The organism is Rhodanobacter sp. Soil772 (assembly GCF_001428385.1).
Lineage (GTDB): Bacteria > Pseudomonadota > Gammaproteobacteria > Xanthomonadales > Rhodanobacteraceae > Rhodanobacter.
Genome location: NZ_LMSK01000002.1, coordinates 506,487 through 532,994, shown reverse-complemented (window position 1 = coordinate 532,994; position 26,508 = coordinate 506,487). Strand labels below are relative to the sequence as shown.

19 protein-coding genes are annotated in these 26,508 nt (G+C 68.7%); 6 read left to right on the top strand and 13 right to left on the bottom strand.

Annotated elements, in window-relative coordinates; translation table 11 throughout:
* Window positions 1-86 precede the first annotated feature (86 nt).
* Entirely contained in the window at window positions 87-1,487 is a 1,401-nt protein-coding gene (locus ASG75_RS09060; protein WP_056389224.1) for a S41 family peptidase, read from the bottom strand.
* Window positions 1,488-1,618: 131 nt separating this feature from the next.
* On the bottom strand, window positions 1,619-2,836 hold the full coding sequence (locus ASG75_RS09055) for a peptidoglycan DD-metalloendopeptidase family protein (protein ID WP_056388122.1): 1,218 nt from the start codon (window positions 2,834-2,836) through the stop codon (window positions 1,619-1,621).
* Window positions 2,837-3,303: 467 nt separating this feature from the next.
* Between ASG75_RS09055 and gltB the strand changes: the two genes are divergently transcribed.
* The 4 genes from gltB to ligB all read left to right on the top strand — a co-directional run bounded on the left by gltB (window position 3,304) and on the right by ligB (window position 11,920).
* Window positions 3,304-7,758, top strand: a complete 4,455-nt coding sequence (gene gltB, locus ASG75_RS09050) for a glutamate synthase large subunit (protein ID WP_056388120.1) — start codon at window positions 3,304-3,306, stop codon at window positions 7,756-7,758.
* A gap of 151 nt (window positions 7,759-7,909) precedes the next feature.
* On the top strand, window positions 7,910-9,349 hold the full coding sequence (locus ASG75_RS09045) for an FAD-dependent oxidoreductase (RefSeq protein WP_056388118.1): 1,440 nt from the start codon (window positions 7,910-7,912) through the stop codon (window positions 9,347-9,349).
* A 9-nt stretch (window positions 9,350-9,358) separates the two neighbouring features.
* A complete protein-coding gene (locus tag ASG75_RS09040; protein WP_056388116.1) occupies window positions 9,359-10,135 on the top strand; it encodes an NRDE family protein in 777 nt (258 codons plus the stop codon).
* A gap of 93 nt (window positions 10,136-10,228) precedes the next feature.
* On the top strand, window positions 10,229-11,920 hold the full coding sequence (ligB, locus tag ASG75_RS09035; protein ID WP_056388113.1) for an NAD-dependent DNA ligase LigB: 1,692 nt from the start codon (window positions 10,229-10,231) through the stop codon (window positions 11,918-11,920).
* A 3-nt stretch (window positions 11,921-11,923) separates the two neighbouring features.
* Here ligB and ASG75_RS09030 read toward each other — a convergent pair whose 3' ends face one another.
* The 6 genes from ASG75_RS09030 to dinG form a co-directional block, all read right to left on the bottom strand.
* Complete coding sequence (locus ASG75_RS09030) at window positions 11,924-12,325, bottom strand: YchJ family protein (RefSeq protein WP_056388111.1); 402 nt, start codon at window positions 12,323-12,325, stop codon at window positions 11,924-11,926.
* A gap of 55 nt (window positions 12,326-12,380) precedes the next feature.
* Window positions 12,381-12,977, bottom strand: a complete 597-nt coding sequence (locus ASG75_RS09025) for a DUF938 domain-containing protein (protein ID WP_056388108.1) — start codon at window positions 12,975-12,977, stop codon at window positions 12,381-12,383.
* Window positions 12,978-12,991: 14 nt separating this feature from the next.
* Window positions 12,992-13,189 carry a hypothetical protein gene (locus ASG75_RS09020; protein WP_056388106.1) on the bottom strand — a complete coding sequence of 66 codons (198 nt, stop codon included), beginning with the start codon at window positions 13,187-13,189 and terminating at the stop codon, window positions 12,992-12,994.
* 92 nt (window positions 13,190-13,281) lie between these two features.
* Entirely contained in the window at window positions 13,282-13,860 is a 579-nt protein-coding gene (locus tag ASG75_RS09015) for an NnrU family protein (protein ID WP_056388104.1), read from the bottom strand.
* A gap of 71 nt (window positions 13,861-13,931) precedes the next feature.
* Complete coding sequence (locus ASG75_RS09010; protein ID WP_056388101.1) at window positions 13,932-14,486, bottom strand: HutD family protein; 555 nt, start codon at window positions 14,484-14,486, stop codon at window positions 13,932-13,934.
* Complete coding sequence (dinG, locus tag ASG75_RS09005) at window positions 14,483-16,603, bottom strand: ATP-dependent DNA helicase DinG (protein ID WP_056388099.1); 2,121 nt, start codon at window positions 16,601-16,603, stop codon at window positions 14,483-14,485. The genes ASG75_RS09010 and dinG overlap by 4 nt, the downstream gene beginning before the upstream one ends.
* Window positions 16,604-16,829: 226 nt before the next feature.
* Here dinG and ASG75_RS09000 point away from each other — a divergent pair, with 226 nt between their 5' ends.
* Window positions 16,830-19,787 carry an EAL domain-containing protein gene (locus ASG75_RS09000; RefSeq protein ID WP_056388096.1) on the top strand — a complete coding sequence of 986 codons (2,958 nt, stop codon included), beginning with the start codon at window positions 16,830-16,832 and terminating at the stop codon, window positions 19,785-19,787.
* Between the two features lie 6 nt (window positions 19,788-19,793).
* On the opposite strand, the gene ASG75_RS08995 is transcribed toward ASG75_RS09000, so the two are convergent.
* The 5 genes from ASG75_RS08995 to ASG75_RS08975 form a co-directional block, all read right to left on the bottom strand.
* Window positions 19,794-20,456 carry a DsbA family oxidoreductase gene (locus ASG75_RS08995; protein WP_056388094.1) on the bottom strand — a complete coding sequence of 221 codons (663 nt, stop codon included), beginning with the start codon at window positions 20,454-20,456 and terminating at the stop codon, window positions 19,794-19,796.
* Between the two features lie 92 nt (window positions 20,457-20,548).
* Entirely contained in the window at window positions 20,549-22,210 is a 1,662-nt protein-coding gene (locus ASG75_RS08990) for an NAD(P)/FAD-dependent oxidoreductase (protein WP_056388092.1), read from the bottom strand.
* A 168-nt stretch (window positions 22,211-22,378) separates the two neighbouring features.
* On the bottom strand, window positions 22,379-22,600 hold the full coding sequence (locus ASG75_RS08985) for a hypothetical protein (RefSeq protein ID WP_056388090.1): 222 nt from the start codon (window positions 22,598-22,600) through the stop codon (window positions 22,379-22,381).
* Window positions 22,601-22,741: 141 nt separating this feature from the next.
* Window positions 22,742-23,248: a DUF1993 domain-containing protein gene (locus tag ASG75_RS08980; RefSeq protein ID WP_056388088.1), complete on the bottom strand. Its 507-nt coding sequence runs from the start codon at window positions 23,246-23,248 to the stop codon at window positions 22,742-22,744.
* Window positions 23,245-24,597, bottom strand: a complete 1,353-nt coding sequence (locus tag ASG75_RS08975) for a TCR/Tet family MFS transporter (protein WP_056388087.1) — start codon at window positions 24,595-24,597, stop codon at window positions 23,245-23,247. Before ASG75_RS08975 ends, ASG75_RS08980 begins: the two co-directional genes overlap by 4 nt.
* A 185-nt stretch (window positions 24,598-24,782) precedes the next feature.
* Here ASG75_RS08975 and ASG75_RS08970 point away from each other — a divergent pair, with 185 nt between their 5' ends.
* On the top strand, window positions 24,783-26,507 hold the full coding sequence (locus tag ASG75_RS08970; RefSeq protein ID WP_056388085.1) for a Zn-dependent hydrolase: 1,725 nt from the start codon (window positions 24,783-24,785) through the stop codon (window positions 26,505-26,507).
* Window position 26,508 lies beyond the last annotated feature (1 nt).

Below are 26,508 nucleotides of genomic sequence, written 5' to 3'. Positions count from 1 at the left end.
CCACCGCATCGCAGCCCGATGAGCTGCCCATGCAAACGGCCCCGCAAGGGGCCGTTTGTGTTTGCGCCGTCGTGGTGTGCCGGTGGTCAGCGCCGGACGGCGGCGGGCTGGCGCAGCGCCATGCCCTTGAGCACGTTCAGTGCCTGTGACAGCGCGTAGTCGCTGGTGGCCAGCTTGGCGTCGTCGGCGCTGCCGTCGTCGTTGATGTCGCTGGCGGCCTTGGCGTTCTCGTTGGCCAGGTGGTTCGGCAGGTCGGCTTCCGAGCTGATCAGTACCGGCCCGCGATCGGAGGGGTTCACGGTGAGGTCGGCCAGTGCGATGTCGGGCTTGATGCCCTCGGCCTGGATCGAGGTGCCGTTCGGCGTGTAATAGCGCGCCGTGGTGATCTTCACCGCATGCTCGGCGTCCAGCGGCAGCACGGTCTGCACCACGCCCTTGCCGAACGTGCGCTGGCCCATGACCAGCGCGCGGTGGTTGTCCTTCAGCGCACCGGAGACGATCTCGGCGGCCGAGGCGGTGCCGTTGTTGGTCAGCACGATCATCGGCGCGCCGCCGAGCTGGTCGCCCGGATGCGCGTTGAAGCTCATGTTCGCGTCCTGCAGGCGGCCACGCGTGGTGACGATGGTGCCGGCGTCGAGGAAGTCGTCGCTGACGCCCACGGCCGCGGTGAGCAGGCCGCCCGGGTTGTTGCGCAGGTCCAGCACGGCGCCTTTCGGCGCGCCGTTCTTCGCGATCAACTGGCCCAGCTTCTGTTCCAGATCGCCGGCGGTGTCGTCCTGGAACTGGCTGATCCGCACGTAGGCGTAGCCCGGCTCCAGCTCGCGCACCTTGACGCTGCTGATCGAGATGTTCTGGCGCACGAGATGCAGGTCGATCAGCTTGTCGCTGTTCTGATGCACGATGGTCAGGTCGATCTTGCTGCCCGGCTTGCCGCGCAGCTGCTTGAACATCTCGTCCACGTTCTGTGCGTCGATCACGGCGCCGTTGATCTTGACGATGCTGTCGCCCGGCTTGATGCCGGCGCGCGCCGCCGGGGTGTCGTCGATCGGCGAGACGATGCGCAGGCCGCCGTCGACCTGCAGCACCTCGATGCCGAGGCCGCTGTACTCGCCGGTGGTGTCCTCGCTGAGCTGGGTCAGGCCGTCCTTGTCCAGGTATTCGCTGTGAGGGTCGAGGCCGCTGAGCATGCCGGTGATGGCGGCCTTCATCAGGGTCTTGTTGTCGACCTTTTCCACGTACGCCTGGCGCACCACTTCGTAGACGCGGCTGAAGTTGCGGATGTCGTCCAGATCCACCTGGTCGGTGGAGCTGGCGCGGGCCGGCGCATTGGCGCTGCTGTTGGTGGCCGGCAGGTCGACCGGCGGCGCCACGCTGGCGGCAGCGGCCGGCGCGCTCTGCGCGCGGGCATCCGGCGCGGCCAGCAGGAACGGAACGGCCAGCAGCAGGACCGCGATGCCGATCGTCGGGCTAGAAGGGGAAAGACGCATGCGTGTGACTCCGTACAGCAGACAGCTGTCGCGCCGGAGCGCGACGGAAATGTGGTCAGGCATGAGACAACCAGATGCCGGGGTAATTCAGCGTGAACTCGTTCGTAGCCTGCGATGCGGCGGCGGTCGCGTCAACGGCGCTGGCTCAGCCAGCTGCGCGGATCGACCGGCTGGTTGTTCCGGCGCAACTCGAAATAGACGCCGGTGTTGGCGCCGGTGGGCGGGCTGGCGGTGCCGAGTGCCTGGCCGGCCTCGACCTGGTCGCCGACGTCGTGCAGCAGGGTCTCGTTGTTGCCGTACATGCTCATCCAGCCGTTGCCGTGGTTGACGATCAGCAGCATGCCGTAGCCGCGCAGGAAGCCGGCGTAGATCACCCGGCCGCGCGCCACCGCGTGGATCTCGCTGCCGCCGCTGGCCTTGATCAGCACACCGTTGCCATAGCTGTTGACCACGCCGCTGGCCGGCCACGGCAGGTTGCCGCGGATGTTGGCGCTGGCGCCGCCGACCTCGACCGGCGGTGGTGGCTTGCGCCCGGGGTGCTTCCTGACCGCTGCGGCACGTTCGGCGGCGGCGCGGGCGGCGGCTTCGTCGATCGCCTTCTGCAGCTTGTCGAGCAGGTTGTTGAGCGATTGCGCGTTCTGCTTCAGCGCGGCCAGCCGCTGCGCCTGGTCCTTGTACTGGGCGTCGGTCTCGGCGGCCAGCTTCTGCTGCGCGGCGCGCTGTTTGGCCAGCACGGCCGCCTGCTGCTCGCGCTGGGTCCGGGTCGCCTGCAGTGCCTGCTGTTCGGCGCTGATCGCATCTTCCAGTTCCTGCAGTTTGGCCAGGTCGGCCATCAATCGCTGCACGCGTTGCACGCGGTCCTGCTGGAAGTACTTCGAGTACACCAGCGCGCGCGCGATGCGCGCCACGTCCTCGTCGCCCAGCAGCAGGCGCAGGTCCGAGCCGTGGCCGAGCGCATAGGTGGCGCGCAGCAGGTCGGCGATCGCGGCGCGCTGGCTGTCCAGCGTCTGCCTCAGCGCGGTGCGCTGCAGCTGCAGTTGATCCAGCTGCTGCTGCTTGGTGGCCAACTCGGCATCGGTCTGGCGTACCGCGCGCGCGGCACCGGCCAGCGCGTTGGCCTGTTTGGCCAGTTCCGCGTTGGCGCTGTCGCGGCGGGTGGCGGTGTCGGCCTGCTGTTTTGCCAGCGCTTCCATCTTGTGTCGCAAGTCGGCCAACTTCTGCTTCGCCTCGGCCTGTTCGCTCTTGCTGTCCTGGCGTGCCTGCAGCGGAGCGATGGCCAGACAGCCCAGCAGTGCGGCGAGGATGAGGCAGCAGGCGGGGCGGGTAGCGGAGCAGGCGGGTTTGGGCATGCGGCCGATTATCCCCGAGCGGGGCGGGCGGAGCGAGACGGCGCTCATGTTCGGCTGTGCCGGATGTCGGGGGCGCAGTGGCCGCGTCGGTGGCGAGATCTCTTCCACTGTGCGCCATATGCCTGAAAATGCCGCCCCACGAGGCACTTGAACGCAGCTCGGCGGGGTGTCGAGCCGCGCCTGCGGAAGGCCTTCCCCGCGCGCGCCGTTGGCTGTCTGCTTGGTCATGGCTCGGTTCAGGTTCGCCGGCTGCCCGGTGGCCGGCCTGGCGGGTTTCGGCTGAAAAGTGCAGCTCGGTGCGCCAGCCTCGCCAGGGCCGCGCCCGATGGCGATCGACAGATGGAAGTTTAGCCGTCCAAGTAAATATTTTGACGCGGCGCAGCAATTGTGTTTTAGTCGGAGCCGCTCCTGCGCAAAACGATTGGTGCCATCGGCATCGCGGCGATCTGCGCAGCCCGGAGGGGTAGATGGCGGCAAGCGGCTCGGCGACGTTGTACGACCCGGCTTTCGAACACGACAGCTGCGGCTTCGGCCTGGTTGCGCAGGTCGACGGGCGCGCCAGTGCCACGCTGGTCGACACCGCGTTTGCGGCGCTGGCGAAACTCTCCCATCGCGGCGGCGTGAATGCCGATGGCATCAGCGGCGACGGTTGCGGCGTGCTGATCCATCACCCGGCAGACTGGCTGCGCGCGCTGGCGGCGGCCGACGGCATCGTGCCCGGCGAGCGTTTCGCGGCGGGGCTGGTGTTCCTCGACCCGGCCGGCGGCAAGGCTGCCGTGATCGAGTTCGAGCGGCATCTGGCCGAGGCGGGTCTGGCGTTGGCCGGCTGGCGCGACGTGGCGATCGACACCGAGGCTTGCGGCCCGCTGGCCAGCGCCACCTGTCCGCGCGTGCGCCAGGTGTTCGTGAATGCGGCGGCCGGGATGGACGACGACGCGTTCGAACGCGCGCTGTTCCGTGCGCGCCGGCGTGCCGAGGCCGCGCTGAAGCACGATCCGCAGTTCTACGTGGTGAGCCTGTCCGCCCACGTGATCGGCTACAAGGCGATGGCCGCGCCGGGTCGGTTGCGCGAAGTGTTCGCCGATCTGCAGCATCCCGCGTTGGCCAGCGACGCGGTGGTGTTCCATCAGCGCTTCTCCACCAACACCACGCCGCAGTGGCGGCTGGCGCAGCCGTTCCGCCTGCTTGCGCACAACGGCGAGATCAACACCATTCGCGGCAACCGGCGCTGGATGCAGGCGCGCGAGGCGGTGCTGCGTTCGCCCTTGGTCGACCTCACCGATATCGGCCCGCTGGTACGCCAGGACGGTTCGGATTCGGAAAGCCTCGACAACGCGCTGGAAGTGCTGCTGGCCGGCGGCCTCGACCTGCTCACCGCGATGCGCGTGCTGGTACCGCCGGCCTACGCGGCACGTGAGGACCTGGACGAGGACCTCACCGGTTTCTACGAGTACTACGCGCTGCACAGCGAGCCGTGGGACGGCCCGGCCGGTCTGGTGATGTGCGACGGCCGCTACGCGGCATGCACGCTCGACCGCAACGGCCTGCGTCCGGCGCGCTGGGCGCTGTCGGACGACAACCACCTGATCGTCGCCTCCGAGGCCGGTCTGTGGGACGTGCCGCCGTCGCGCGTGGTGGCGAAGGGTCGGCTGGGTCCGGGCCAGATGCTGGCGGTGGATTTCGCCCATCATCGCCTGCTGCACGATGCCGACATCGACGCGATCAACAAGAGCCGCGCACCGTTCCGCGACTGGCTGCGCGCCGGCGTCAGCTACCTCGAATCGGACCTGATCGATCCCAGCCTCGCCGCCGAGCCGCTGCCGGCCACGGTGCTGCGCCGTTACCAGAAGTTGTATGGCTTGAGCCGCGAGGAACGCGAGAGCGTGCTGAAAGTGCTCGCCGAAACCGAGGCCGAGGCCACCGGTGCGATGGGCGACGATGCCCCGATGGCCGCGATGTCGCGCCAGGTGCGTCCGTTGTTCGACCGCTTCCGCGAAGGCTTCGCCCAAGTCACCAACCCGCCGATCGATCCGCTGCGCGAGCGGTTGGTGATGTCGCTGGTCACCCAGTTCGGCCGCGAGGGCAATTTGTTCGAACTGTCGGCGGACAACGCGAAGCAGATCCTGCTGAACTCGCCGATCTGCTCGCAGCGCAAGTTGCGCCAGCTGCTGGCGCTGCCGCAGTTCGTCAACGCCACCGTGCAGATCGACCTGTGCTACCCGCCCGAGGAAGGGCTGGAAGCGGCGCTGCGCCGGTTCTGCCGTGAGGCGGAGCTGGCCGTGCGCAACGGCGCCGGCATGGTCTTCATCACCGACCGTTATCCGAACCGGGACACGCTGCCGGCGCACGCGCTGCTTGCGGTGGGCGCGATCCACGCGCACCTGATCGAGAGCGGCCTGCGCTGCCAGTGCAACCTGCTGGTGGAAACCGCCACCGCACGCGACGCGCACCAGTTCGCCTGCCTGATCGGTTTCGGTGCCACCGCGATCTATCCGTGGCTGGCCTACCAGAGCTTGTTCGAGCTGGGCCGCGACGGCCACATCAAGCGCGGCGACGGCACCCCGCGCGAGATCGGCCGCAGCTACCGCCGCGGCATCCGCAAGGGCCTGCTGAAGATCCTGTCGAAGATGGGCATCTCCACCGTCGCCGGTTACCGCGGTGCGCAGTTGTTCGAGATCGTGGGTCTGGCGCCCGAAGTCGTGGCGTTGTGCTTCGCCGGCACGCCATCGCGTGTGGGTGGCGCCGGCTTCGCGGATCTCGAACACGACGCGCGCCTGCTCGCCGCCGAAGCCTGGAACGAAGCGCAGCCGCTGCGCGCCGGCGGCATCTACAAGTTCGTCCACGGCGGCGAATACCACATGTACAACCCCGACGTGGTCGACACGCTGCAGGCCGCCGTGCGCAGCGGCGCGATGGCCGACTACCGCCGTTACGCGCAGCACGTCGACGCGCGGCCACCATCGGCACTGCGCGACCTGCTGCTGCCGCAAGCGGCCGGTGCCGCCATTCCGCTCGACGAGGTCGAGCCGGTCGAGGCCATTCTCAAGCGCTTCGATTCGGCCGGCATGTCGCTGGGTGCCCTGTCGCCGGAGGCGCACGAGGCATTGGCGATCGCGATGAACCGGCTCGGCGGCCGCAGCAATTCCGGCGAAGGCGGTGAGGACCCGGCGCGCTACGGCACCGAGAAGACCTCGAAGATCAAGCAGGTCTCGTCCGGCCGCTTCGGCGTCACCGCCGAATACCTGATCAATGCCGAGGTGCTGCAGATCAAGATCGCGCAAGGCGCCAAGCCCGGCGAGGGCGGCCAGTTGCCCGGCCACAAGGTGGACGCCACCATCGCGCGGCTGCGCTACGCCAAACCCGGCATCGGCCTGATCTCGCCGCCGCCGCACCACGACATCTACTCGATCGAGGATCTGGCCCAGCTGATCCACGACCTGAAGGAAGTGAACCCGAGCGCGCTGATCTCCGTAAAGCTGGTTTCGCATGCTGGTGTCGGTACGGTCGCCGCCGGCGTGGTCAAGGCCGGCGCGGACCTGATCACCATTTCCGGCCACGATGGCGGCACCGGCGCCAGCCCGCTCACCTCGATCAAGTACGCCGGCACGCCATGGGAACTGGGCGTGGCCGAGGCGCAGCAGACCCTGCGTCGCAACGGCCTGCGCGGCCGCGTGCGGCTGCAGACCGACGGCGGCCTGAAGACCGGCCTCGACGTGATCAAGGCGGCGATGCTCGGTGCCGAGAGTTTCGGTTTCGGCACCGGCCCGATGGTGGCGCTGGGCTGCAAGTATCTGCGCATCTGCCACCTCAACAACTGCGCCACCGGCATCGCCACGCAGAACGAGACACTGCGCAAGGATCACTTCATCGGTCTGCCCGAGATGGTGATGAACTACTTCCGCTTCGTCGCCGAGGACGTGCGCGGCCATCTGGCGCAGCTCGGCGTACGCAGCCTCGGCGAGCTGGTCGGTCGCAGCGACCTGCTGCGCCAGGCCGAAGGCAGCACGCCGGTGCAGAGGCAGCTCGACCTGTCGCGGCTGATCGCCGAGGACGGTCTCGGCGTCGCGGTGGATAGCGCCTGCACCTTGCCGCGCAACCCGATGCGCGACGAAGCCGCGCTGGCCACACGCATCGCCCACGACGCTGCGCCGCTCGTAGAGTTGGGCGCGGGCGGCACGTTCCGTTACGCGATCGCGAATACCGATCGGGCGATCGGCGCGCGCCTGTCCGGCGACGTGGCGCGGCGTTGGGGCGACCACGGCATGCCCGAGCCGATCACCCTGCAACTGGAAGGCAGCGCCGGGCAAAGCCTCGGCGCGTGGAACGCCGGCGGCGTGCAGATCGAACTCACCGGCGAAGCGAACGACGGCGTCGGCAAGGGCATGGCCGGCGGGCGCATCCTGGTGCGGCCGTCGCCCGAATCGCCGTTCGCCAGCCAGGATGCTTCCATTCTCGGCAACACCTGTCTGTACGGCGCCACCGGTGGCGAACTGTTCGCCGCGGGCCGCGCCGGCGAGCGCTTCGGCGTGCGCAACTCCGGCGCGCTGGCGGTGATCGAGGGCGCCGGCGATCATTGCTGCGAATACATGACCGGCGGCGTGGTCGCCGTGCTCGGTGCCTGCGGCCTCAACTTCGGTGCCGGCATGACCGGCGGCTTCGCCTACGTGCTCGACCTCGAGCGCAACTTCGTCGATTGCTACAACCACGAGCTGGTCGACATCGTACGCATCACGCCCGAAGGCATGGAACACCACATGCAGCACCTGCGCGGGCTGATCGCGCGCCACGCTGAACTTACCGGCAGTGCGTGGGCGAAACACCTGCTGGGCGATTTCCGTGGCCTGCTGCAGCGCTTCTGGCTGGTCAAGCCGAAGGCGGCGAGCCTGGCCGCGCTGGCCGACGAATTGCGGAGGGCGGCATGAGCGCCCGCGCTCTGCTCCTCCCCCTGCTCGCAGGGGGAGGTTGGGAGGGGGTGAAGCTTTTCGCTCTGGTGCACAAGATCAAAAGCGAACCCCTCCCCAGCCCTCCCCTGCAAGCAGGGGAGGGAGCAAAAGCCTCGCGCTGGAGCTGTCCATGAGCGACAAACTCTTCCAGTTCCTCAACCTCCCACGCCAGCCGCCCAAGGCGGTGCCGGTGGCGATCCGCGTGCTCGGCTACGGCGAGATCAGCGGCGACTTCGCGCCGCCTGCGGCGGTGGGCCAGGCCGAGCGCTGTCTCGACTGCGGCAACCCGTATTGCGAGCACGCCTGCCCGGTGCACAACTACATTCCCGACTGGCTGAAGCTGGTGCAGGATGGACGTCTGTTCGAAGCCGCCACCTTGATGCACGAAACCAATCCGTTGCCGGAAATCTGCGGCCGCGTGTGTCCGCACGATCGTCTGTGCGAAGGCGCCTGCACGCTGGAGCAAGGCGGCTTCGGCGCGGTAACGATCGGCAGCATCGAACGTTCGATCACCGACGAGGCGTTCCGTCAGGGCTGGCGGCCGGACTTGTCCGGCGTGGTCGAAACCGGCCGCCGCGTGGCGGTGGTCGGCGCCGGCCCGGCTGGGCTGTCCTGCGCGGACCGGCTGCGCCGCGCCGGCATCGCGGTGGACGTGTTCGATCGCCAGCGCGAGATCGGCGGCCTGCTCACCTTCGGCATCCCGCCGTTCAAGCTCGACAAGACGGTGATCCACACCCGCCGCGAAGTACTCGAAGGGATGGGTGTGCGCTTCCACCTCAACGTGGAGATCGGCCGCGACATCGCGTTCGAACGGCTGCTGGCCGACTACGACGCGGTGTTCATGGGCACCGGCGCGTACACCTTCGTCGACGGCGAACTGCCCGGGCGCGAACTCGACGGCGTGCATGACGCGCTGCCGTTCCTGATCGCCAACGCGAACCGCCTGCTCGACGATCAGCCGGTGCCGCCCGAGCTCGATCTCAACGGCAAGCACGTCGTCGTGCTCGGCGGCGGCGACACCGGCATGGATTGCAACCGCACTTCGATCCGTCTCGGCGCCGCCTCGGTCACCTGCGTGTACCGGCGCGACGAGGCCAGCATGCCCGGCTCGCGCCGCGAGGTCGGCTACACCCGCGAGGAAGGCGTGAACTTCCTGTTCCATCGCCAGCCGCTGGCCTTGCTCGGCGAGCAGGGCAAGCTGCGCGGCGTGCGCCTGATCCATACCGAGGTGGGTATCGACACAGATGGCCGCACGCGGCTGCAGCACGTCGAAGGCAGCGAAACCGAGCTGCGCGCCGACGTGGTGATCCAGGCGTTCGGCTTCCGCCCCAGCCCGCCGGCGTGGTGCGTCGAGCACGGCATCGAACAGGATGCCAGCGGACGCATCCGCGCCGGTGGCGTCGGTGCGCTGCCATTCCAGACCGGCCATCCGAAGATCTTCGCCGGCGGCGACAACATGCGCGGCGCCGATCTCGTCGTGCGCGCGGTGCACGACGGACGGGAGGCGGCGGCCTCGATCGCGCGGATGCTCAGCGAACTTCCGCTGGCAGCGATGGCCTGTGTGGCGTAGGTTTCACGCATGTGCCTGATTGCGTTCGCCTGGAACACGCATCCACGCTGGCGCCTGCTGCTGGCCGGCAACCGCGACGAATTCCATGCGCGGCCCAGTGCGGCGCTGGCGCGCTGGGATGATGCGCCGATCGTCGGCGGCCGCGACCTCGAGGCCGGCGGCACTTGGCTCGGCGTCACCGATGGTGGGCGCTGCTGCGTGGTGACCAACGTGCGCGACCCGCGCGACCCGCAGCTCGGCACCTCGCGCGGCCTGCTCGCCACCGACTACCTCCGCGACGACGCCGGTGCCGCCACGCACGCGCAGCAACTGCTGCGCGCGGCGGCGGACTATCGCCCGTTCAACCTGCTTACCTTCGATGCGCGCGAAGCGTTCTATCTGGGCAACCGCCCCGAGCCGCGCGCGCAGGCGGTGACGGCTGGCGTGCACGGCCTGTCGAACGCCGACTTCAACACGCCGTGGCCGAAGACCCGTGCGCTGATGCAGCGGCTGCAGCAGTGGATCGATGCCGGCGGCGACGCGGATTTCGCGCCGCTGTTCGAGGCGCTCGCCGACGAGCGGCAGGCGCCGGAGGCGCAGCTGCCGGATACCGGCGTGGGGTTGGAGCGCGAGCGCTGGCTGTCGGCGGCGTTCATCCGCGGCGAGCAGTACGGCACCCGCGCCAGCACCGTGGTGGCGATCGGCCACGACGGCCATGGCGTGATCGCGGAGCGGCGCTTCGGGCCGAACGGCCGCTTCCACGGCGAGACGGTGCTGCGCTTCGGCGAACTGCCGCCGCGCCGCTAGCCCGACGCCTACGCATGCGATCGGCATCGGCGGCTGCCTGCGCCGGTGACCGCCGGCTAGCCTGTCGCCAGGTCCACGGAACGGAGCGGGCGCATGCACAAGGGATGGTTTTCGCTGATCGTCGGCATCGTGCTGTCTGCCGCCAATGCGGCGCGTGCGGGCGATTGCCCGGACTGGTCGCCGGCGCGGGCGCGGCAGGAGCTCACCGCGCTGCATGACCGGCTGAATGGCTGGAACCATGCGTACCGCGTCGAGGGCCAGTCGCCGGTGAACGACGCGGTCTACGACCAGGCCATGCAGCGCCTCGCCGCATGGCAGCGCTGTTTCCCCGCACAGGCACCGGCGCCGCTGGCGCATCTTGCCGACGCCGGTGGCCGGATCCGTTCGCCGGTGGCGCAGACCGGCCTGGCCAAATTGCCGGATGCCGCCACGATCGGCGCATGGATGCACGCGCACGGCGACCGTGACCTGTGGGTGCAGCCGAAGGCCGACGGCGTGGCGGTCACCTTGCTGTATATGGACGGCCAATTGCGCCAGGCGAGCAGCCGCGGCGATGGCCTGCATGGCTCGGACTGGACGACGCTGGCCCAACGGATCGACGCGATACCGAAGCGGCTGTCGCACGCGCCGGCGCGCGTGGTCTTGCAGGGCGAGCTGTATTGGCGCCTGCCCGGCCACGTGCAGGCCGACGACGGCGGCGCCAATGCGCGCTCGGCGGTGGCCGGCGCACTGGCGCGCGATGTGCTGGATGCCGACAGCGCGGCGCAGATCGGCCTGTTCGTGTGGGACTGGCCCAGCGGCCCGGCCGACATGCCGTCGCGGCTGGCTGGCCTTGCGGACATGGGGCTGGTCGACAGCGTGACGTATACGCGCCCGGTCGCCACGCTGGATGAAGTGAAGCAGTGGCGCGAGCAGTGGTATCGCCACGCGATGCCGTTCGCCGCCGACGGCACGGTGCTGCGCCAGGGCCATCGGCCGCCGGCCGCGAGCTGGCAGGCGGCACCGCCGGACTGGGCGGTGGCGTGGAAGTATCCGGCTGCGTCGGCGCTGGCCGAGGTGCGCGCGGTGGACTTCACCGTGGGCCGCAGCGGCCGCATCACGCCGGTGCTGGAACTGGAGCCGGTGCAGCTGGACGACCATCGCGTGCAGCGGGTCAGCGTGGGTTCGCTCAAGCGCTGGCGGCAGCTCGACATCCGCCCCGGCGACCAGGTCGAGGTGGTGCTCGCCGGGCTGACCATTCCACGCCTGCAGTCGGTGGCGTGGCGCACGCAGCGGCGCGCGCCGGTGACGCCGCCCGATCCGCAGGCGCACGGCCCGCTGAGTTGCTGGCAGGCCACGCCCGGCTGCGAGCAGCAGTTCCGCGCACGGCTGGTGTGGCTGGGCGGCCGGCAGGGGCTACAGCTGGAGGGTCTCGGTGCGGATACCTGGCAGGCCCTGATCGATGCCGGGCTGGTCCATCACCTGCTGGACTGGATGAGCCTCACGCCGGAACAACTGGCGACCGTGCCCGGCCTGGGCGCCAGCCGTGCGGCGGCGCTGGCGCGCAGTTTTGCGCATGCGCGGGATCGTCCGTTCGCGCGCTGGCTGCAGGCGCTCGGCGTACCATCCGGCGTCGCGGACGGACCGCCCGACTGGGCCGCGCTGAGCGTGCGCGGGGCGGGCGACTGGCAGGCGCTGGCCGGTATCGGCGCCGGTCGCGCGAACCAGCTGGTCGCGTTCTTCGGCTGCCCCGAGGTGCGTGCACAAGCCGCACACCTGCATGCGGCCGGCGTGCAGGGTTTCTGAGCGTCAGCTCTTCAGTTCGCCGTCGAGGTAATACCAGCGGTCGTCCACGCGCACGAAGCGGCTGGTCTCGTGCTGGCGCTGTGCGCGGCCGCCGCCGAGGCGGTAGCGGGCGACGAACTCCACGATGGCGTGACTGTCGTCGACGGTTTGCTGGCGGCGCACTTCCAGCCCCAGCCAGGTCGGCGGCGGCTGCTGCGCGGCCAGCCGCAACGAGGCTGGCCGGCTGTCGGCGTGCCAGCTGGCCAGCAGGTAATCCTCGCGCTTGAGCACGTAGGCGCTGTAGCGCGAGCGCATCAGCTGTTCGGGCGTGGCGGCGATGGCGCCATCGTGCAGCGGTCCGCAGCATTGGCTGTAACCGGCCGGGTTGCCGCAGGGGCAGGGGGTCAGCGTGTCGATCGACTTCATGCTGCCTTTGTACCCGGTTCGGCGCGATTATGCAGGCCTGCTGTGCAGGCGGGTTTCAGCCGTGCCTGCGCTGCCACACGCGGCAGCGGTTGTTGGCCGGCATCGCGATGTCGGCAAGCAGGCGGAAGCCGGCGGCATCGGCCAAGGCGTCGACGGCTTCGGCGTCGCGGATCGCCATGTGTGCGCCGCGTGCCTTGAGCCATTCGTCGAACGCGGCATTGCTGTCGCTGCTGTAGCGGCCCTGCTTGTTGAACGGGCCGTAGATGATCAGGACCGCGTCGTCGCTGGTGATCGCGGGCAGTTGCGCGAACAGTCGCTGCACCTCGGGCCAGGCCATGATGTGCAAGGTGTTGGCGCTGAACACGGCGTCGAACGGCCCCGGCGGCCAGGTGCCGTTGACGTCGAACTCCAGCGGTGCCGGGGTGTTCGGCAGCGCCGCCTCATCCAGCCAGGCGCGGATGCCGGGCAGGTTCTCCGCGCGATCGGAGCTTTGCCAGGTCGGCCGGGGCAGCGCCGCGGCGAAATGCACCGCGTGCTGGCCGGTACCGCTGCCGACCTCCAGCACATTCCGGCGATCGGAAAAATACTCGCGCAGCACGCCGAGGATCGGTTCGCGATTGCGCTCGCACGCGGGCGAGTGCGGCTTTTCCACGCCGCGATCTGGCGTCAGACCGGATGGCCGCGCAGCACGCGCGCCGGCAGCATCAGCAGGGCGCCGAGGAAGGCGAACACGGCGCTCACGGTGATGCCGACCAGGCGCAGCGGCAGCAACAGCAGCCACACGATCGGGTACAGCACCAGCGCCAGCAGCGCGAGCGGCCAGCAGAACACCAGCAGCAACAGCCAGAGCAGGAAACCGGTCATGCGTCGGTCCTCGCGGGTGGGAATGCGAGACAAACTCTAGCGCAGATCGGCGCGCGTGCGCAGATGACTCACGACACCCCTGCGGCCTCGGTTCACGCCATCGGGTTGACGCCGATCAGCCACAGGTGAAGCCACAGCGCAAACGCCGCCCAGGCCGCCACGCCGAGCACCACGGTCATCACGTTGCCGCGCAGCGTGCCGGCCGGATAGACCGTGCCGGCCGCGCGGTCGCGCCGGCGCGAAGCGGCGAACAACACGATCGCCCACAGCAGGAACGCACCGAACAGCAGTACATCGTGCAGCATGCCGGTGGCCAGCAGGTGACCGAACGCCCACACTTTCACCGCCAGCACCTGCGGATGGTGCAGCCGCGCCTTGAATACATTGCGCGGCACCCGTGCCGCGACGAACAGCACGAAGGCGACCAGGGTGAACAGTGCGTTGAGATGGCGCAGCCACAGCGGCGGCACGTACAGCAGCACCGGGTGCTGCCGCGCCAGGCCGAAGCCCCAGCAGATCAGCACGAAGCCGACGATCGCCACCACCGCATAGATTGCCTTCCAGCGCTTCAGGCCCAGTCGCGCGATCTGCCGCGTGCGCCAGCCGTCGGCGAAGATGCGCAGCGAGTGGGCGCCGAGAAACAGCACGAGACCGAGGATCAGCACGGACATCACGGGAGCTCCGGTGGCGACAATGAGTGCCGAATATAAGGGGCTGCAGCGCGGCGCAGTAGTGACATTCGTCAGGTGACGGTTTCGACCCGCACGACCAGTGCCAATGCGCCCGGGTGCAAGGTCAGTGCCGCGGCATCGGGCGACGGCCGCCAGGCATCGCCAGGATGCAGCGTGCCGTCGGCACAGTCGATCGTGCCGCGGGCGCCATACACCAGCACGGTGGCGGCGTCGGTCAGGTGTGGCCCCGCGTCCCGCCACACCTCGATGCCGCCGCGGACGTGCCCGCGGCGCAGCATCAGGTTGAAATCGCGCGTGGAGCCGCCGGCCAGCGCCACGTCCACCCGAGCCTCGCCGGGAAACGCGAACGGTACGAATGGCGTGGTCAGCGCGTGCACGCGACCGTCGTCGAGCGTCATCGTGAAGCCGGCGCCATCGAGCAGCACGATCTGCCGGTCGATGCCGGGGAAAGAGGAGAACGGCGCGGCGCTGTCGACCTCGGCCACGCTCACCCGCCACAGGAAACCGTCGCCATCGGCCGCGGACGGCTGGACGGCTATTTCGCGGGTGCGGCCCAGGCCGTTCTTCCACCGCTGCGAAGGGCAGTCGGCCAGGCGGGTGATCATGCGGTCCTCTCGATGACGCGCTGGAACGGCGGCAGCGCCTTCAGCATGCCGCTGCCGTAGCGCTTGGTGACCACGCGGCGGTCCAGCAGCACGATGCGGCCGCGGTCGGTCTCGTTGCGGATCAGGCGGCCGCAGTACTGGGTGAGCAGGCGGGTGGCCTCGGGGATGCTGACCTCGATGAACGGGTTGCGCCCGCGCGATTCCAGCCACTCGGCATAGGTGGCGCCGACCGGATCGGTGGGCACCGCGAACGGCAGCTGGGTGATCACCACCGTCTCGCACAGCTTGCCGGGCAGGTCGAGGCCCTCGCCGAACGAGGCCAGGCCGAACAGCGTGCTGCCCTTGCCGGCCTCGATGTCGGCGCAGTGCTCGGCGACCAGCTGCGACTTGCCCAGCGAGCCCTGCGCGCGCACCTTGCGCACGTACGCGATCGGCAGCTTCTGCAGTACGCGGTCGAGCTTCACGCGTGAGGTGAACAGCACCAGGTTGCCGGCGTCCCAGTCGAGGTTTTCCGCCAGCCATTCGCTGATTTCTTCGGCGTGCGCTTCGCGCGCGTCGGGCAGGGTGCGCATCGCCGGCACTTCGAGTCGTGCTTGTGAAGCAAGGTCGAACGGCGAGGGCAGGCTCAGGGTCACCGCGTCGTCGGGCAGGCCCACGGCGTCGGCGAAGCCGCGGAAGTTGCCGCCGGCACTCAGCGTGGCCGAGGTCATCAGCACGCCGCTGGCGTTGCCCCACAGCACGCTGCGCAGCAGGCCGGCGGCGGACACGGCCGACGCATGGCACACCAGCTGCTGGTCGGCGCCGAGAGTGACCCAGCGCGCCAGCGGCGGCGCGTCGTCGGGATCGTCGCTGGACCACGCGCGCCAGCAACTGGCCTGCTTGCCGATGCGTTCCAGCGCGATGCCCAGCTCGCGCGACAGCGCTTCCTGGGTCGGCCCGCCATCGGTCATCTCGACCACCGCGCGGCGCACCGCAGTGAGCCAGCGCTGCACTTCGCCGGTGAGTATGTTCAGCCCGCGCGCGTGTTCCACCCACGGCTCGGGCAACTGACCCAGCGAGCCGCGGTACATCGGTTCGGTCTCGGCCGGGTCGGGCAGCCAGCCGAGGCGGATTTCCTTTTCCAGTTCCTCCAGCGTGTTGCTCAGTTCCTGCAGTTTCTCGTCGCCCTGGTCGAGGCCGAGCTTGCCCAGGCGCTCCTTGTCGGTCAGCGAATACGCCGCGTGCACCTGCCGGCCGAGCCGGCTCAGCTGGCGCACGGTGGCGGTCATGTAGACCTCGGCCGCGCCGCGGTCGATCGCCTTGCCTGATACGTGGTGGCCTTCGTCGAAGATGTACAGCGTCTCGTCCGGGCGCGGCAGGATCACCCCGCCCCATGCCGGATTGGAGCCGCCTTCGCCCTCGCCGGGCATGGTGAGATCGGCCAATACCAGGTCCTGGTTCGCCACGATGATCTCGGCGTCGTCCACCGCGCGACGCGCGGCGAAGAACGGGCAGATCATGAACTGGCCGCACTTGCGCCCGGTGCAGCCGCCGGCGCTGGTGGTGATCATCGGCCGCAGCAGGTCGCTGACCGGCTCCGGCGCGCTGTCCATGTCGCCGTCCCACTCGTTGCGGTCGAACGCCACGCGCAGTTTCGCCAGCGCCTGCTTGTCGCGCGCCTGCGGCGGCTTGGTCCACAGCACCAGGTCGGCGTCGAAACCGGCCAGGCCCATCTGCGCGGTGTCGTTGATGCTGTTGGCCGCCATCATCAAGTTGCGCGGGCACAGGTAGCGGCCGCGGCCCTTGGCCAGCGCCACCTTCGCCTCGATGCCGTTGAGCTGCAGATACAGCGGGATGTCGCGCCGCACCAGCTGTTCCTGCAACGCCACGGTGGCGGTGGCGATCAGCAGCTTCTTTTTCTGGAAGCGCGCCACCGCGACGCCGGCGATCAGGTAGGCCATCGACTTGCCGGTGCCGGTGGGCGCCTCGATCACCGCCACGCCGCCGTTGCGGCCGAAAGCCTTGGCCACCTCGGCGATCATCCGCCCCTGCGAGGCGCGCGCGCGGAAGCCGGGCAAGCCATCCTTCAGGCGTGCATAGGCGGCGCGGATGGCGTCTTTGGTGGTGTCGGCGAGCATGCGGAATCGGAAACCTGTGCGGCGGATGGCGCGTGAAGCATGGGCGGCCAGGCGCATGGTGGTGGAGAACGCAGCTGACCGGGTGCAATGGGGCAGTTTATCGGTATTGCGCGCCCGGTCGCATGCGGGCAGGCTGATGCGAACCCGGCGCCAGCGCACTGCGCGGCTTTGCAGGGGTATGCTGACCAACCGGTGTTGGCGGGTCCGGGCAGGGGAATCTCGATCGATGAAGCATGCGGACGCTGTTGAGTCGACGCTGCGCGACGGTTCGTTGCAGCTGAGCTGGCTGGCCCGGCTGATCGTCGCGCACACGCCGGATGAGATGGCCGAGGCGATCGCCGCACTGGCCCGGGCCCGGCCGGGCTGCAGCGCGGCTTGCGTGATGTGGGGACTGGACGACCGCGCGACCCGGCGCTGCGTGCCGCCAAACCTGCCGATGGCGACGGACGAGGCGTGGCTGCTCGACGCCGGCCGCGCGGCCGGTCCGCACTGGCGTGCGGATCGGCAAGGCGTCGCGATCCGCCTGTGCGAGCAGCCCGAGCCGGCGTTGCTGCTGCTGCAATTGCAGTCCGCTTCCGCCGATGCCGGCTTTTTCGAGGAACTGGAAGCACCGCTGCAGTTGGCCGGCCAGCACCTGCGGCGGGCGCTGGAATGGGCCGAGCTGCAGGATTCGCACGAGCAACTCGAACGTTCGGAAAACCTGCAGCGTGCCTTGTTCGCGATTTCCGACCTGGCCGGTTCCGAGCGCGACATGCCCGCGATGCTGCGCGGCATCCACGCGATCGTCAGCACGCTGATGTACGCGGAAAACTTCTTCATCGTGCTGCACAACGCCGAACAGGACACGATCCGCTTCCTGTATTTCGTCGATGTCGAATCGCCGCCCCCGTTCGAGATTGGCCATGACCTGCCGTTGAGCGCGATCCAGCACTCGCTGACCTGGTATGTGATCAGCGACGGCAATGCACGCATGGGCGATGCCGAGGAACTGCGCAAGCAGGTGACCGGGCCGGTGACGCTGATCGGCCCGGACAGCTACGACTGGCTGGGCGTGCCGATGCTGCGCGACGCCCAGCCGTGTGGCGCGCTGGTGGTGCAGAGCTACCGGCCGGACGTCGGCTTCAGCGACGAGGATCTGGCCCTGCTGGAATTCGTCGGCAGCCACATCCTTACCGCGCTGGAGCGCAAGCAGGGCAAGGAGGACCTGGAGCACCGGGTGCAGTTGCGCACCCAGCAGCTGGCCGAAGCAAACCGGGGCCTGCAGCTGGAGATCGTGGAACGCCAGCGCGCCGAGCACCTGCAGGCCGCGCTGTTCCAGATCGCCGAACTGGCCACGGCGGACATCGACCAGGACGCGTTCTACCGACGCGTGCACGCGGCGGTCGGCGAGCTGCTGAATGCGGAGAACTTCTTCATCGCGCTGCTTTCCGACGATCGCCTTCGGCTGACCTTTCCCTACTCGGTGGACGCGGTGCTGGCGCCGCCGGCCGAGCGGCCATTGGGGCGCGGCCTGAGCGAGTACGTGCTGCGCCTGGGCCGGGCGCTGCGTGTCGACAATGCCGACATCGAGGAACTCGACCGGCGGGGCGAGATCGCGCCGGGGCGGATGGGCTCGCCGGCGATGTGCTGGCTGGGCGTGCCGCTGATCGTGGCCGACGAGGTGATCGGCCTGGTCACCGTGCAGAGCTACCGGCCCGACGTGGTGTACGGCCCGGCCGACCAGGAACTGCTCAGCTTCGTCGCCTCGCAGATCGCCAACAGCCTGACCCGGCGCCGCTCCGCCGAATCCTTGAAGCGCGCCTACGAGCAGCTCGAACACCGGGTGGAAGAACGCACGCTGGCGTTGCGCAAGGAAATCATCGAGCGCGAACGCATGCAGGACCAGCTGCGCCACCAGGTCATGCACGACTCGCTGACCGGCCTGCCGAACCGCAGCTACTTGCGCGATCGCATCGACCGCGTGCTGGCCACCATTCGACGCGAGCCGCAGCAGCGTTGCGCGCTGCTGTACCTGGACGTGGACCGCTTCAAGATCATCAACGACAGCCTCGGCCACCTGGCCGGCGATGAGGTGCTGAAGGAGGTGGCGACGCGTCTGGCCGGTTGCGTGCGCCATCCCGACCTGGTGGCGCGCTTGTCCGGCGACGAGTTCGCCATCCTGCTGGAACAGGAGGATCTGCCGCCGGCCGCCACCGCCGTGGCGCAGCGCGTGCTGGATGCGCTGGGTGTGCCGATGCTGGTCGCCGGCAAGGAACTGCAGGTGACCGCCAGCGTGGGCATCGCGATCGGCGACGATCACTACACGGCGGCCGACGAAGTGCTGCGCGACGCCGACATCGCGCTGTACCGGGCCAAGGAACTGGGACGCAAGCGCTTCGAGCTGTTCGACGAGACGCTGGCGAAGAACGTGGTCGACGTGCTGGCGCTGGAGGGCGAACTGCGCCAGGCGCTGCTGCACGATCAGTTCGAGCCGTATTTCCAGCCGATCTGCGGACTCGACGGCGATGGCCGGGTGCTCGGTTACGAGGCGCTGATCCGCTGGCACCATCCGCAGCGCGGCGTGCTGCGGCCCGGCGATTTCCTGAAGATCGCCGAGGACAGCGGGCTGATCGAGTCGATCGACTGGCGCATGTTCGAACTCAGCTGCCGGCTGCTGCTGCGGCACGGCGGCGACGACACCTTCATGACGGTGAACGTCTCGGCGCTGCACCTGCGCCATGCGGATTTCGACCGGCGCCTGATCCAGCTGCTGGAGCGCACCGGCCTGCCGCCGTCGCGGCTGGTGGTCGAGGTTACCGAAGGCGCACTGCTGGACAATCCCGAGCGCGTGCGCGCCACGCTGGAGCGCCTGCGCACGATCGGCGTGGGCGCGGCGCTGGACGATTTTGGCACCGGCTACTCCTCGCTCAGCTACCTGCACTCGCTGCCGCTGCGCATCCTGAAGATCGACCGCGCCTTCGTGCAGGAATTGGACAAGGGCGCCAACACTTCCAGCACCACGGTGGTGGCGGCGATCCTGGCGCTGGCGCGCGCGCTGAACATCCAGGTGATCGCCGAAGGCATCGAGACCGCGATCCAGCACGGCGCGCTGATGGCGATGGGCTGCGAAATGGGCCAGGGCTACCTGCTCGGCCATCCGTCGCCGATCGCGCATTGGCTGGAGCCGCGCGCCATCGACGCGTGAGCGGGCCTACGCGGTGGCGGCGATCTGTCGCAAGGCCTGCTCGAACGCTTCCGGCGGCTGCCCGCCGGAAATCAGGTGCTGGCCGTTGACGATGGTTGCCGGTACCGAGTGGATGCCGCGGCTCTGGAAGAACTGCTCCTGCGCGCGCACTTCGTTCGCGTATTCGTCGCTGGCCAGGATCTGCCGCGCGCGCGCGACATCCAGGCCCGCCTCGGCGGCCAGCCGCAGCAGTGTGGCGTGCGCGCTGACGTCTTCGCCGTCGGTGAAGTAGGCGCGCAGCAGCGCCTGCTTCAGCGCGATGTGGCGGCCTTCCAGCTCGGCCCAGTGCAGCAGCCGGTGCGCGTCGAAGGTGTTGTAGACGCGGCTGCGCCGGTCCATGTTGAAGGTGAAACCCAGCGCCGCGCCGCGCGCGCGGATCGCCTCGCGATTGGCGTCGACCTGCTCGGCCGAGCTGCCGTACTTGCGCACCAGGTGCTCGGTGGAATCCTCGCCCTCCGGCGCCATCTGCGGATTCAGCTCGAACGGCTGGAAATGGATCTCCGCGCTGACTTCGCCGTCCAGCTTCGCCAGCGCCTGTTGCAGCGAGGCAAGGCCGATCGCGCACCATGGACAGGAAACGTCGGAGACGAAGTCGATGTGGAGCGGAGCGGACATGGCTGGCGTGGACATCGGGATACCCTCATCAGGAGCGGCAGCACGGGTGCTGCGGACCCGATTGAAATATGGCCGCAACCGCGGCGAATCAATCGCCGGCCGGAGTTTCAGCTTCCAGTGATGCTCAGCGCCACCGCCTCGGCGATCTTGATGCCGTCGACCGCCGCCGAAAGGATGCCGCCGGCGTAGCCGGCGCCTTCGCCGGCGGGGTACAGGCCGTGGGTGTTCAGGCTTTGCAGGCTGTCGTCGCGCCTAATCCGCACCGGCGAGGAGGTGCGCGTCTCGACGCCGGTGAGGATCGCGTCGTGCATCGCATAGCCCCTGATCTGCCGCTCGAACGCGGGCAGCGCCTCGCGGATCGCGGCGATCGCGTAATCGGGCAGGGTGCTGTCGAGGCTGCCCAGCGTGACGCCGGGTTTGTAGGAAGGCTGCACGTCGCCGAATTCGCGCGAGGCGCGGCCAGCCAGGAAATCGCCGACCAGTTGCGCCGGGGCGCTGTAGTTTTCGCCGCCGAGCACATAGGCGTGGCTTTCCAGTGCACGCTGCAGGGCGATGCCGGCGAGCGGGCTGCCGCCGCTTTCACCGGATGTGGAGTCGTAGGGCGCGAAGTCGGACGGGTCGATGCCGACCACCACCGCCGCGTTCGCGTTGCGCTCGTTGCGCGAGTACTGGCTCATGCCGTTGGTGACCACGCGGCCGGGCTCGCTGGCGGCGGCGACCACGGTGCCGCCGGGGCACATGCAGAAGCTGTACACCGAGCGCCCGCGTCCACCCTGATTTCCTTTGCCGTGATGCACCAGCTTGTAGTCGGCCGCGCCGAGAACCGGGTGGCCAGCCTGCGGGCCGAAGCGGGCGCGGTCGATCACCGACTGCGGATGTTCGATGCGGAAGCCGATCGAGAACGGCTTGGCCTCCAGGTACACGCCGCGCGCGTGCAGCATCTCGAAGGTGTCGCGCGCGCTGTGGCCGAGCGCGAGCACCACGTGATCGGCACGCAGCTGTTCGCCGCTGGCCAGGGTGACACCGCGGATCTGCTGCCGGCCATCCGCGCACGGTTCCAGCAACAGGTCGTCGACGCGCTGGCTGAAGCGGATCTCGCCGCCCAGCGATTCGATCGTGGCGCGCATGTTCTCCACCATCGTCACCAGCCGGAACGTGCCGATGTGCGGCTTGCTGACGTAGAGGATTTCCTCCGGCGCGCCGGCCTTGACGAACTCGGTCAGCACCTTGCGGCCGTGATGCAGCGGGTCGCGGATCTGGCTGTGCAGCTTGCCGTCGGAAAACGTGCCGGCGCCGCCCTCGCCGAACTGCACGTTCGACTCGGGATGCAGCTGGCGTTTGCGCCACAGGTCCCAGGTGTCTTTCGTGCGCTCGCGCACTTCCTTGCCACGGTCGAGGATGATCGGGCGGAAGCCCATCTGCGCCAGGATCAGCCCGGCGAACAGCCCGCACGGGCCGAAGCCGACCACCAGCGGCCGGTGCGGCAACGATGCCGGCGCCTTGGCCACGAAGTGGTAGTCGGTGTCCGGCGTGGGTTGCACGTGCGGATCGGCGGCGAAGCGCTGCAGCAGTTCGGCTTCGCGCGGGGTATCGATGTCCAGCGCGTAGATCAGCACGATCGCGCCGCGCTTGCGTGCGTCGTAGCCGCGGCGGGCGATGGTGTAGCCGGTGAGCGCGGCGGCTTCGATATCCAGCCGCCTGATGATCGCGGTGGTGAGTGCGGCCTCGCCGTGATCGAGCGGCAGCTTGAGGTCGGTCAGTCGCAGCATGGGGGCCCGGAACGGTCGGTCGACTAAGGGCGGGCGTGGGCCCGGTCGGCCATTGTCGACGCGATGGTGCGTGTCCGACAAGCGCGCCAGGGCCTGCGACATCCTGTCCTGCCCCGATAGGGGCGATTGCTCGTGCGGTGAACCTTCAAAGTGACCCGAAAGGTCAGTTCAGGCCGCCAGCATGGTCAGAATCTGTTCGCCCGTGGCACGTGGATGCAGCAGCAGGTAGTGCGCGCGCATGCTTTGGTCATGCCGGCGGAGGGCGACAACGCACGACTCGCCATCGGCGGCGATCACGCGCAGCTGGGCCGGGCGGCGCTGGTCCCACAGGCGCCGGAGGACCAGTCCATGCTGCGGGCCGCCGACGATGATGCATTTGATCTGTTCCATGATGTTTGCTCGAGAGGCTGTGGAGGAATCACCTCCATGCAAGCAGGAGCCAGGCCACGGGCCAGTGGTGAAATGTGGTGCACATCACACTTCGGACATTTGGCGGGGCAGCCCTTCCCCGGGCCGCCCTGCCATGCCGGTTCAGGCGTTGCCGATGAAGTCGGTCTTGCCGATGTCGGTGCCGGCCTCGCGCAGGATGTCGTAGGCGGTGGTGCAGTGGAAGAACAGGTTCGGCAGGGTGAAGTGCAGCAGGTAGGCCTGGCCTTCGAAATTCATCTCGCCGTTGCGCATCTTCAGGTGGATCGCGCGGGTCTCGCTGCCGTCGATCTGTTCCGGCTTGAAGCTCTTGATGTACTCGATCGAGCGTTCGATGCGGCTGTAGGCCTGCTCCAGCGTGGTCTCGTTGTCCTCGAAGCTCCTGGGTTCCACGCCGGCAAGGCGGGCGGTGCCGCGGGTGGCCATGTCGCAGGCGATCTGGATCTGCTTGATCAGCGGCAGCATGTCGGGGATCAACCGGGTCTGCAGCAGCACTTCGTCGCTGACGCTCTTCGACTTTGCATGTTCCTCGCCCTTCTTCAGCACGTGGGCGAGGTTGCCCAGTGCGCGGACGAAAACGGGAACGGCGACCTGGTACATCGAAATGGTCATGGGTGATCTTCCTGTGGTGGGTGAGGGGGTTCGGATGGATGGGCGGTGGCGAGCGGGGGCAGGTCGCCGGGGAACACGGCGGGGACGGCCTCGACGGGCTGGCGCCCGGCGGTGGCCGGCAGGTCGCGGGTGACCCGGACGGCGATCAGCATGCCGACCAGCATCAAGGCAGCGGAAAGTACAAAGGCTACACCGGGCAGGTGGATGGGCGAAGACGGCGCAATCGACAGGGCGAAGACCTGGGCGAACAGGTACGGCCCGAAGATGCCGGCGAAACTGCCGAGGCTGCCGATCGCACCCTGCAGCCGGCCTTGCTCGGACGGATCGACCTGCTGCGTCATGATCGACTGGATCGGCGGCATCGCCAGCCCCCACAACGCCAGCAGCGGGATGCCGAACAGGAACGCCCAGCCGACGTCGGCCACGCCCATCACCATGAACGCACCGACGCCGAACAGCATGCCGGCCAGCAATACGCGGCGTTCGCCGAAACGCGGCGCCAGCTTGCCGGTGAGCACCGCCTGCACGAAACCGTCGCAGGCGCCGACCAGCATCAGCACGTAGCCGACCGCCTGCGGGCCCCATTGGTAGCGATAATCCGCGTACAGCACGAACACCGTCTGCAGCACGTAGTGCGCCAGGTAGACCAGGAACAGCACCACCGCCAGGCCGAGCACCTGCGGATAGCGGCGCAGCAGCTTCAGCGAGCCGAACGGGTGCGCGCTGTGCAGTTCGAGCCGGCTGGTGCGGCGTTCCTTCGGCAGCGACTCGGGCAGGATGAAACAGCCGTACAGGAAGTTGCACAGCGCCAGAGCGGCGGCCACCCAGAACGGCAGCCGCAGCGCGATGCCGCCGAGGAAGCCGCCCAGGCCGGGTCCGATGATGAAGCCCAGCCCGAACGCGCTGCCGAGGATGCCGAACGCGGCGGCGCGTTTTTCCTTCGGCGTGATGTCGGCAATATAGGCATTGGCGGTGCTGAAGCTGGCCGCGGTCATGCCGAGCAGGATGCGCGCCACGAACAGCAGCCACAGCGTGGGTGCCAGCGCCAGCACCACGAAATCCACCGCCAGGCCCAGGTTGGAGATCAGGATCACCGGGCGCCGGCCATAGCGGTCCGACAGCGCGCCCTGCACCGGCGAAAACACGAACTGCACGATCGCGAACACGGTGCTGAAGATGCCCACCCACCACGCCGCCTTCGCGATGCCGCCGCCGGCGAGTTGCTCGATCAGGTGCGGCAGCACCGGGATGATGATGCCGAACGCCAGCATGTCCAGCAGCACGGTGACGTAGATGAAGGCCAGCGCTGCACGCTGGCGTGGTGCGGCGGGAGTCGGCGACGAGTCCATGGGCATGGCGGGGCGATGGGAGAGGCACGATAGCCGAATGGCAACGGCGCGGCATGTGCATCCGGTCAGGTGTCGCACGGCTCGCCGGCCGGGGTGGCGCTATCGCGATGCAGTGCACACGTTTCGTCGCGCGGCACACCGGCATGGCGCGATACCATGGGCAATCCCCTCGTCAAGGCATTGCCATGGTCCGACGTCTGCTTCCCGTATGCCTGCTGCTGGCGCTGGCCGCCTGCTCCTCCAACCACGACGCTCCTGCCACGGCACCGGTATCGAAGGAGGAGCTTGCCCCGGCGCCGACCGGCAGCGCGGCCGTGGCGTCGGCGGCGTCGACCGACGCCAGCGCCAGCGCGACAGTGCAGAAACACCTGGCCGACTACGCCACGGTGAAGCTCAGCGCCGACCTGTCGAAGTTCGACGCGCGGCAGAAGAAGATGATCGCGCTGCTAGTCGAGGCGGCCGACAGCATGAACGCGCTGTACTGGCAACAGGCGTGGGGCGACCGGGATGCCCTGCTGCAGAAGATCGGCGACCCGGCTACGCGCGAATTCGCCGAGATCAACTACGGCCCGTGGAACCGGCTGGACAACGACCGCCCGTTCGTCGACGGCATCGGCGCGCGCCCGGCCGGTGCGCAGTTCTACCCGGCCGACATGGGCAAGGCCGAGTTCGAGAAATCCACGCTGAAGGACAAGACCTCGCTGTACACCTTGCTGCGCCGCGACGCGCAGGGCCAGTTGATCAGCGTGCCGTACCACCAGGCGTACAAGGCCGAGCTGGAGAAGGTCGCCGGCCTGCTGCGCCAGGCCGCGAAGCTGGCGCGCGATCCCGGTTTCAAGAAATACCTGACGCTGCGCGCCGACGCCTTGCTCAGCGACGACTACCAGGCCAGCGACTTCGCCTGGATGGACATGAAAAAGAATCCGGTCGACATCGTGATCGGCCCGATCGAGACCTACGAGGACCAGCTGTACGGCTACAAGGCCAGCTACGAATCGTACGTGCTGATCAAGGACCAGGCCTGGAGCAAGAAGCTGGCGCGCTTCGCCAAGTACCTGCCCGAGCTGCAGCGCGGTCTGCCGGTGGCCGACAAGTACAAGGCGGAAAAGCCCGGCTCCGACGCCGACCTCAACGCCTACTTCGCGATCTACTACGGCGGCGACGCCAACGTCGGTGCCAAGACCATCGCGATCAACCTGCCCAACGACGAGCAGGTGCAGCTGAAGAAGGGTACCCGCCGGCTGCAGCTGGAAAACGTGATGCAGGCGAAGTTCGACCAGATCATGCTGCCGATCGCGAAGGAGCTGATCGCCGACGACCAGCAGCGCAACCTCACCTTCGACGCGTTCTTCCAGAACACCATGTTCCACGAAGTGGCGCACGGCCTCGGCATCAAGAACACGCTGGACGGCAAGGGCACCGTGCGCAAGGCGCTGAAGGACCAGGCCTCCAGTTTCGAGGAAGGCAAGGCCGACATCCTCGGCCTGTACATGGTCAGCAAGCTGGCGGAGAAGGGCGAGCTGGACAAGTCGAAGCTGATGGACAACTACGTCACCTTCCTCGCCGGCATCCTGCGTTCGGTGCGTTTCGGCGCCAGCGACGCGCACGCCAAGGCGAACATGGTGCGCTTCAACTTCTTCAAGCAGCAGGGCGCGTTCAGCCGCGATGAAAACGCCGGCCGCTACCGCGTCGACTTCGACAAGATGACCGCGGCGATGAACGCGCTGTCGGCCAAGCTGCTGACTATCCAGGGCGACGGCGACTACGAGGCCGCGAAACAGCTCACCGACCAACTGGGCGCCGTCGATGCCGAACTGGCCGGCGACCTGAAGCGGCTCGACCAGGCGCACATCCCGGTCGACATCCGCTTCGAGCAGGGGCTGGACGTGCTGGGGTTGAAGAAGCCCTGAG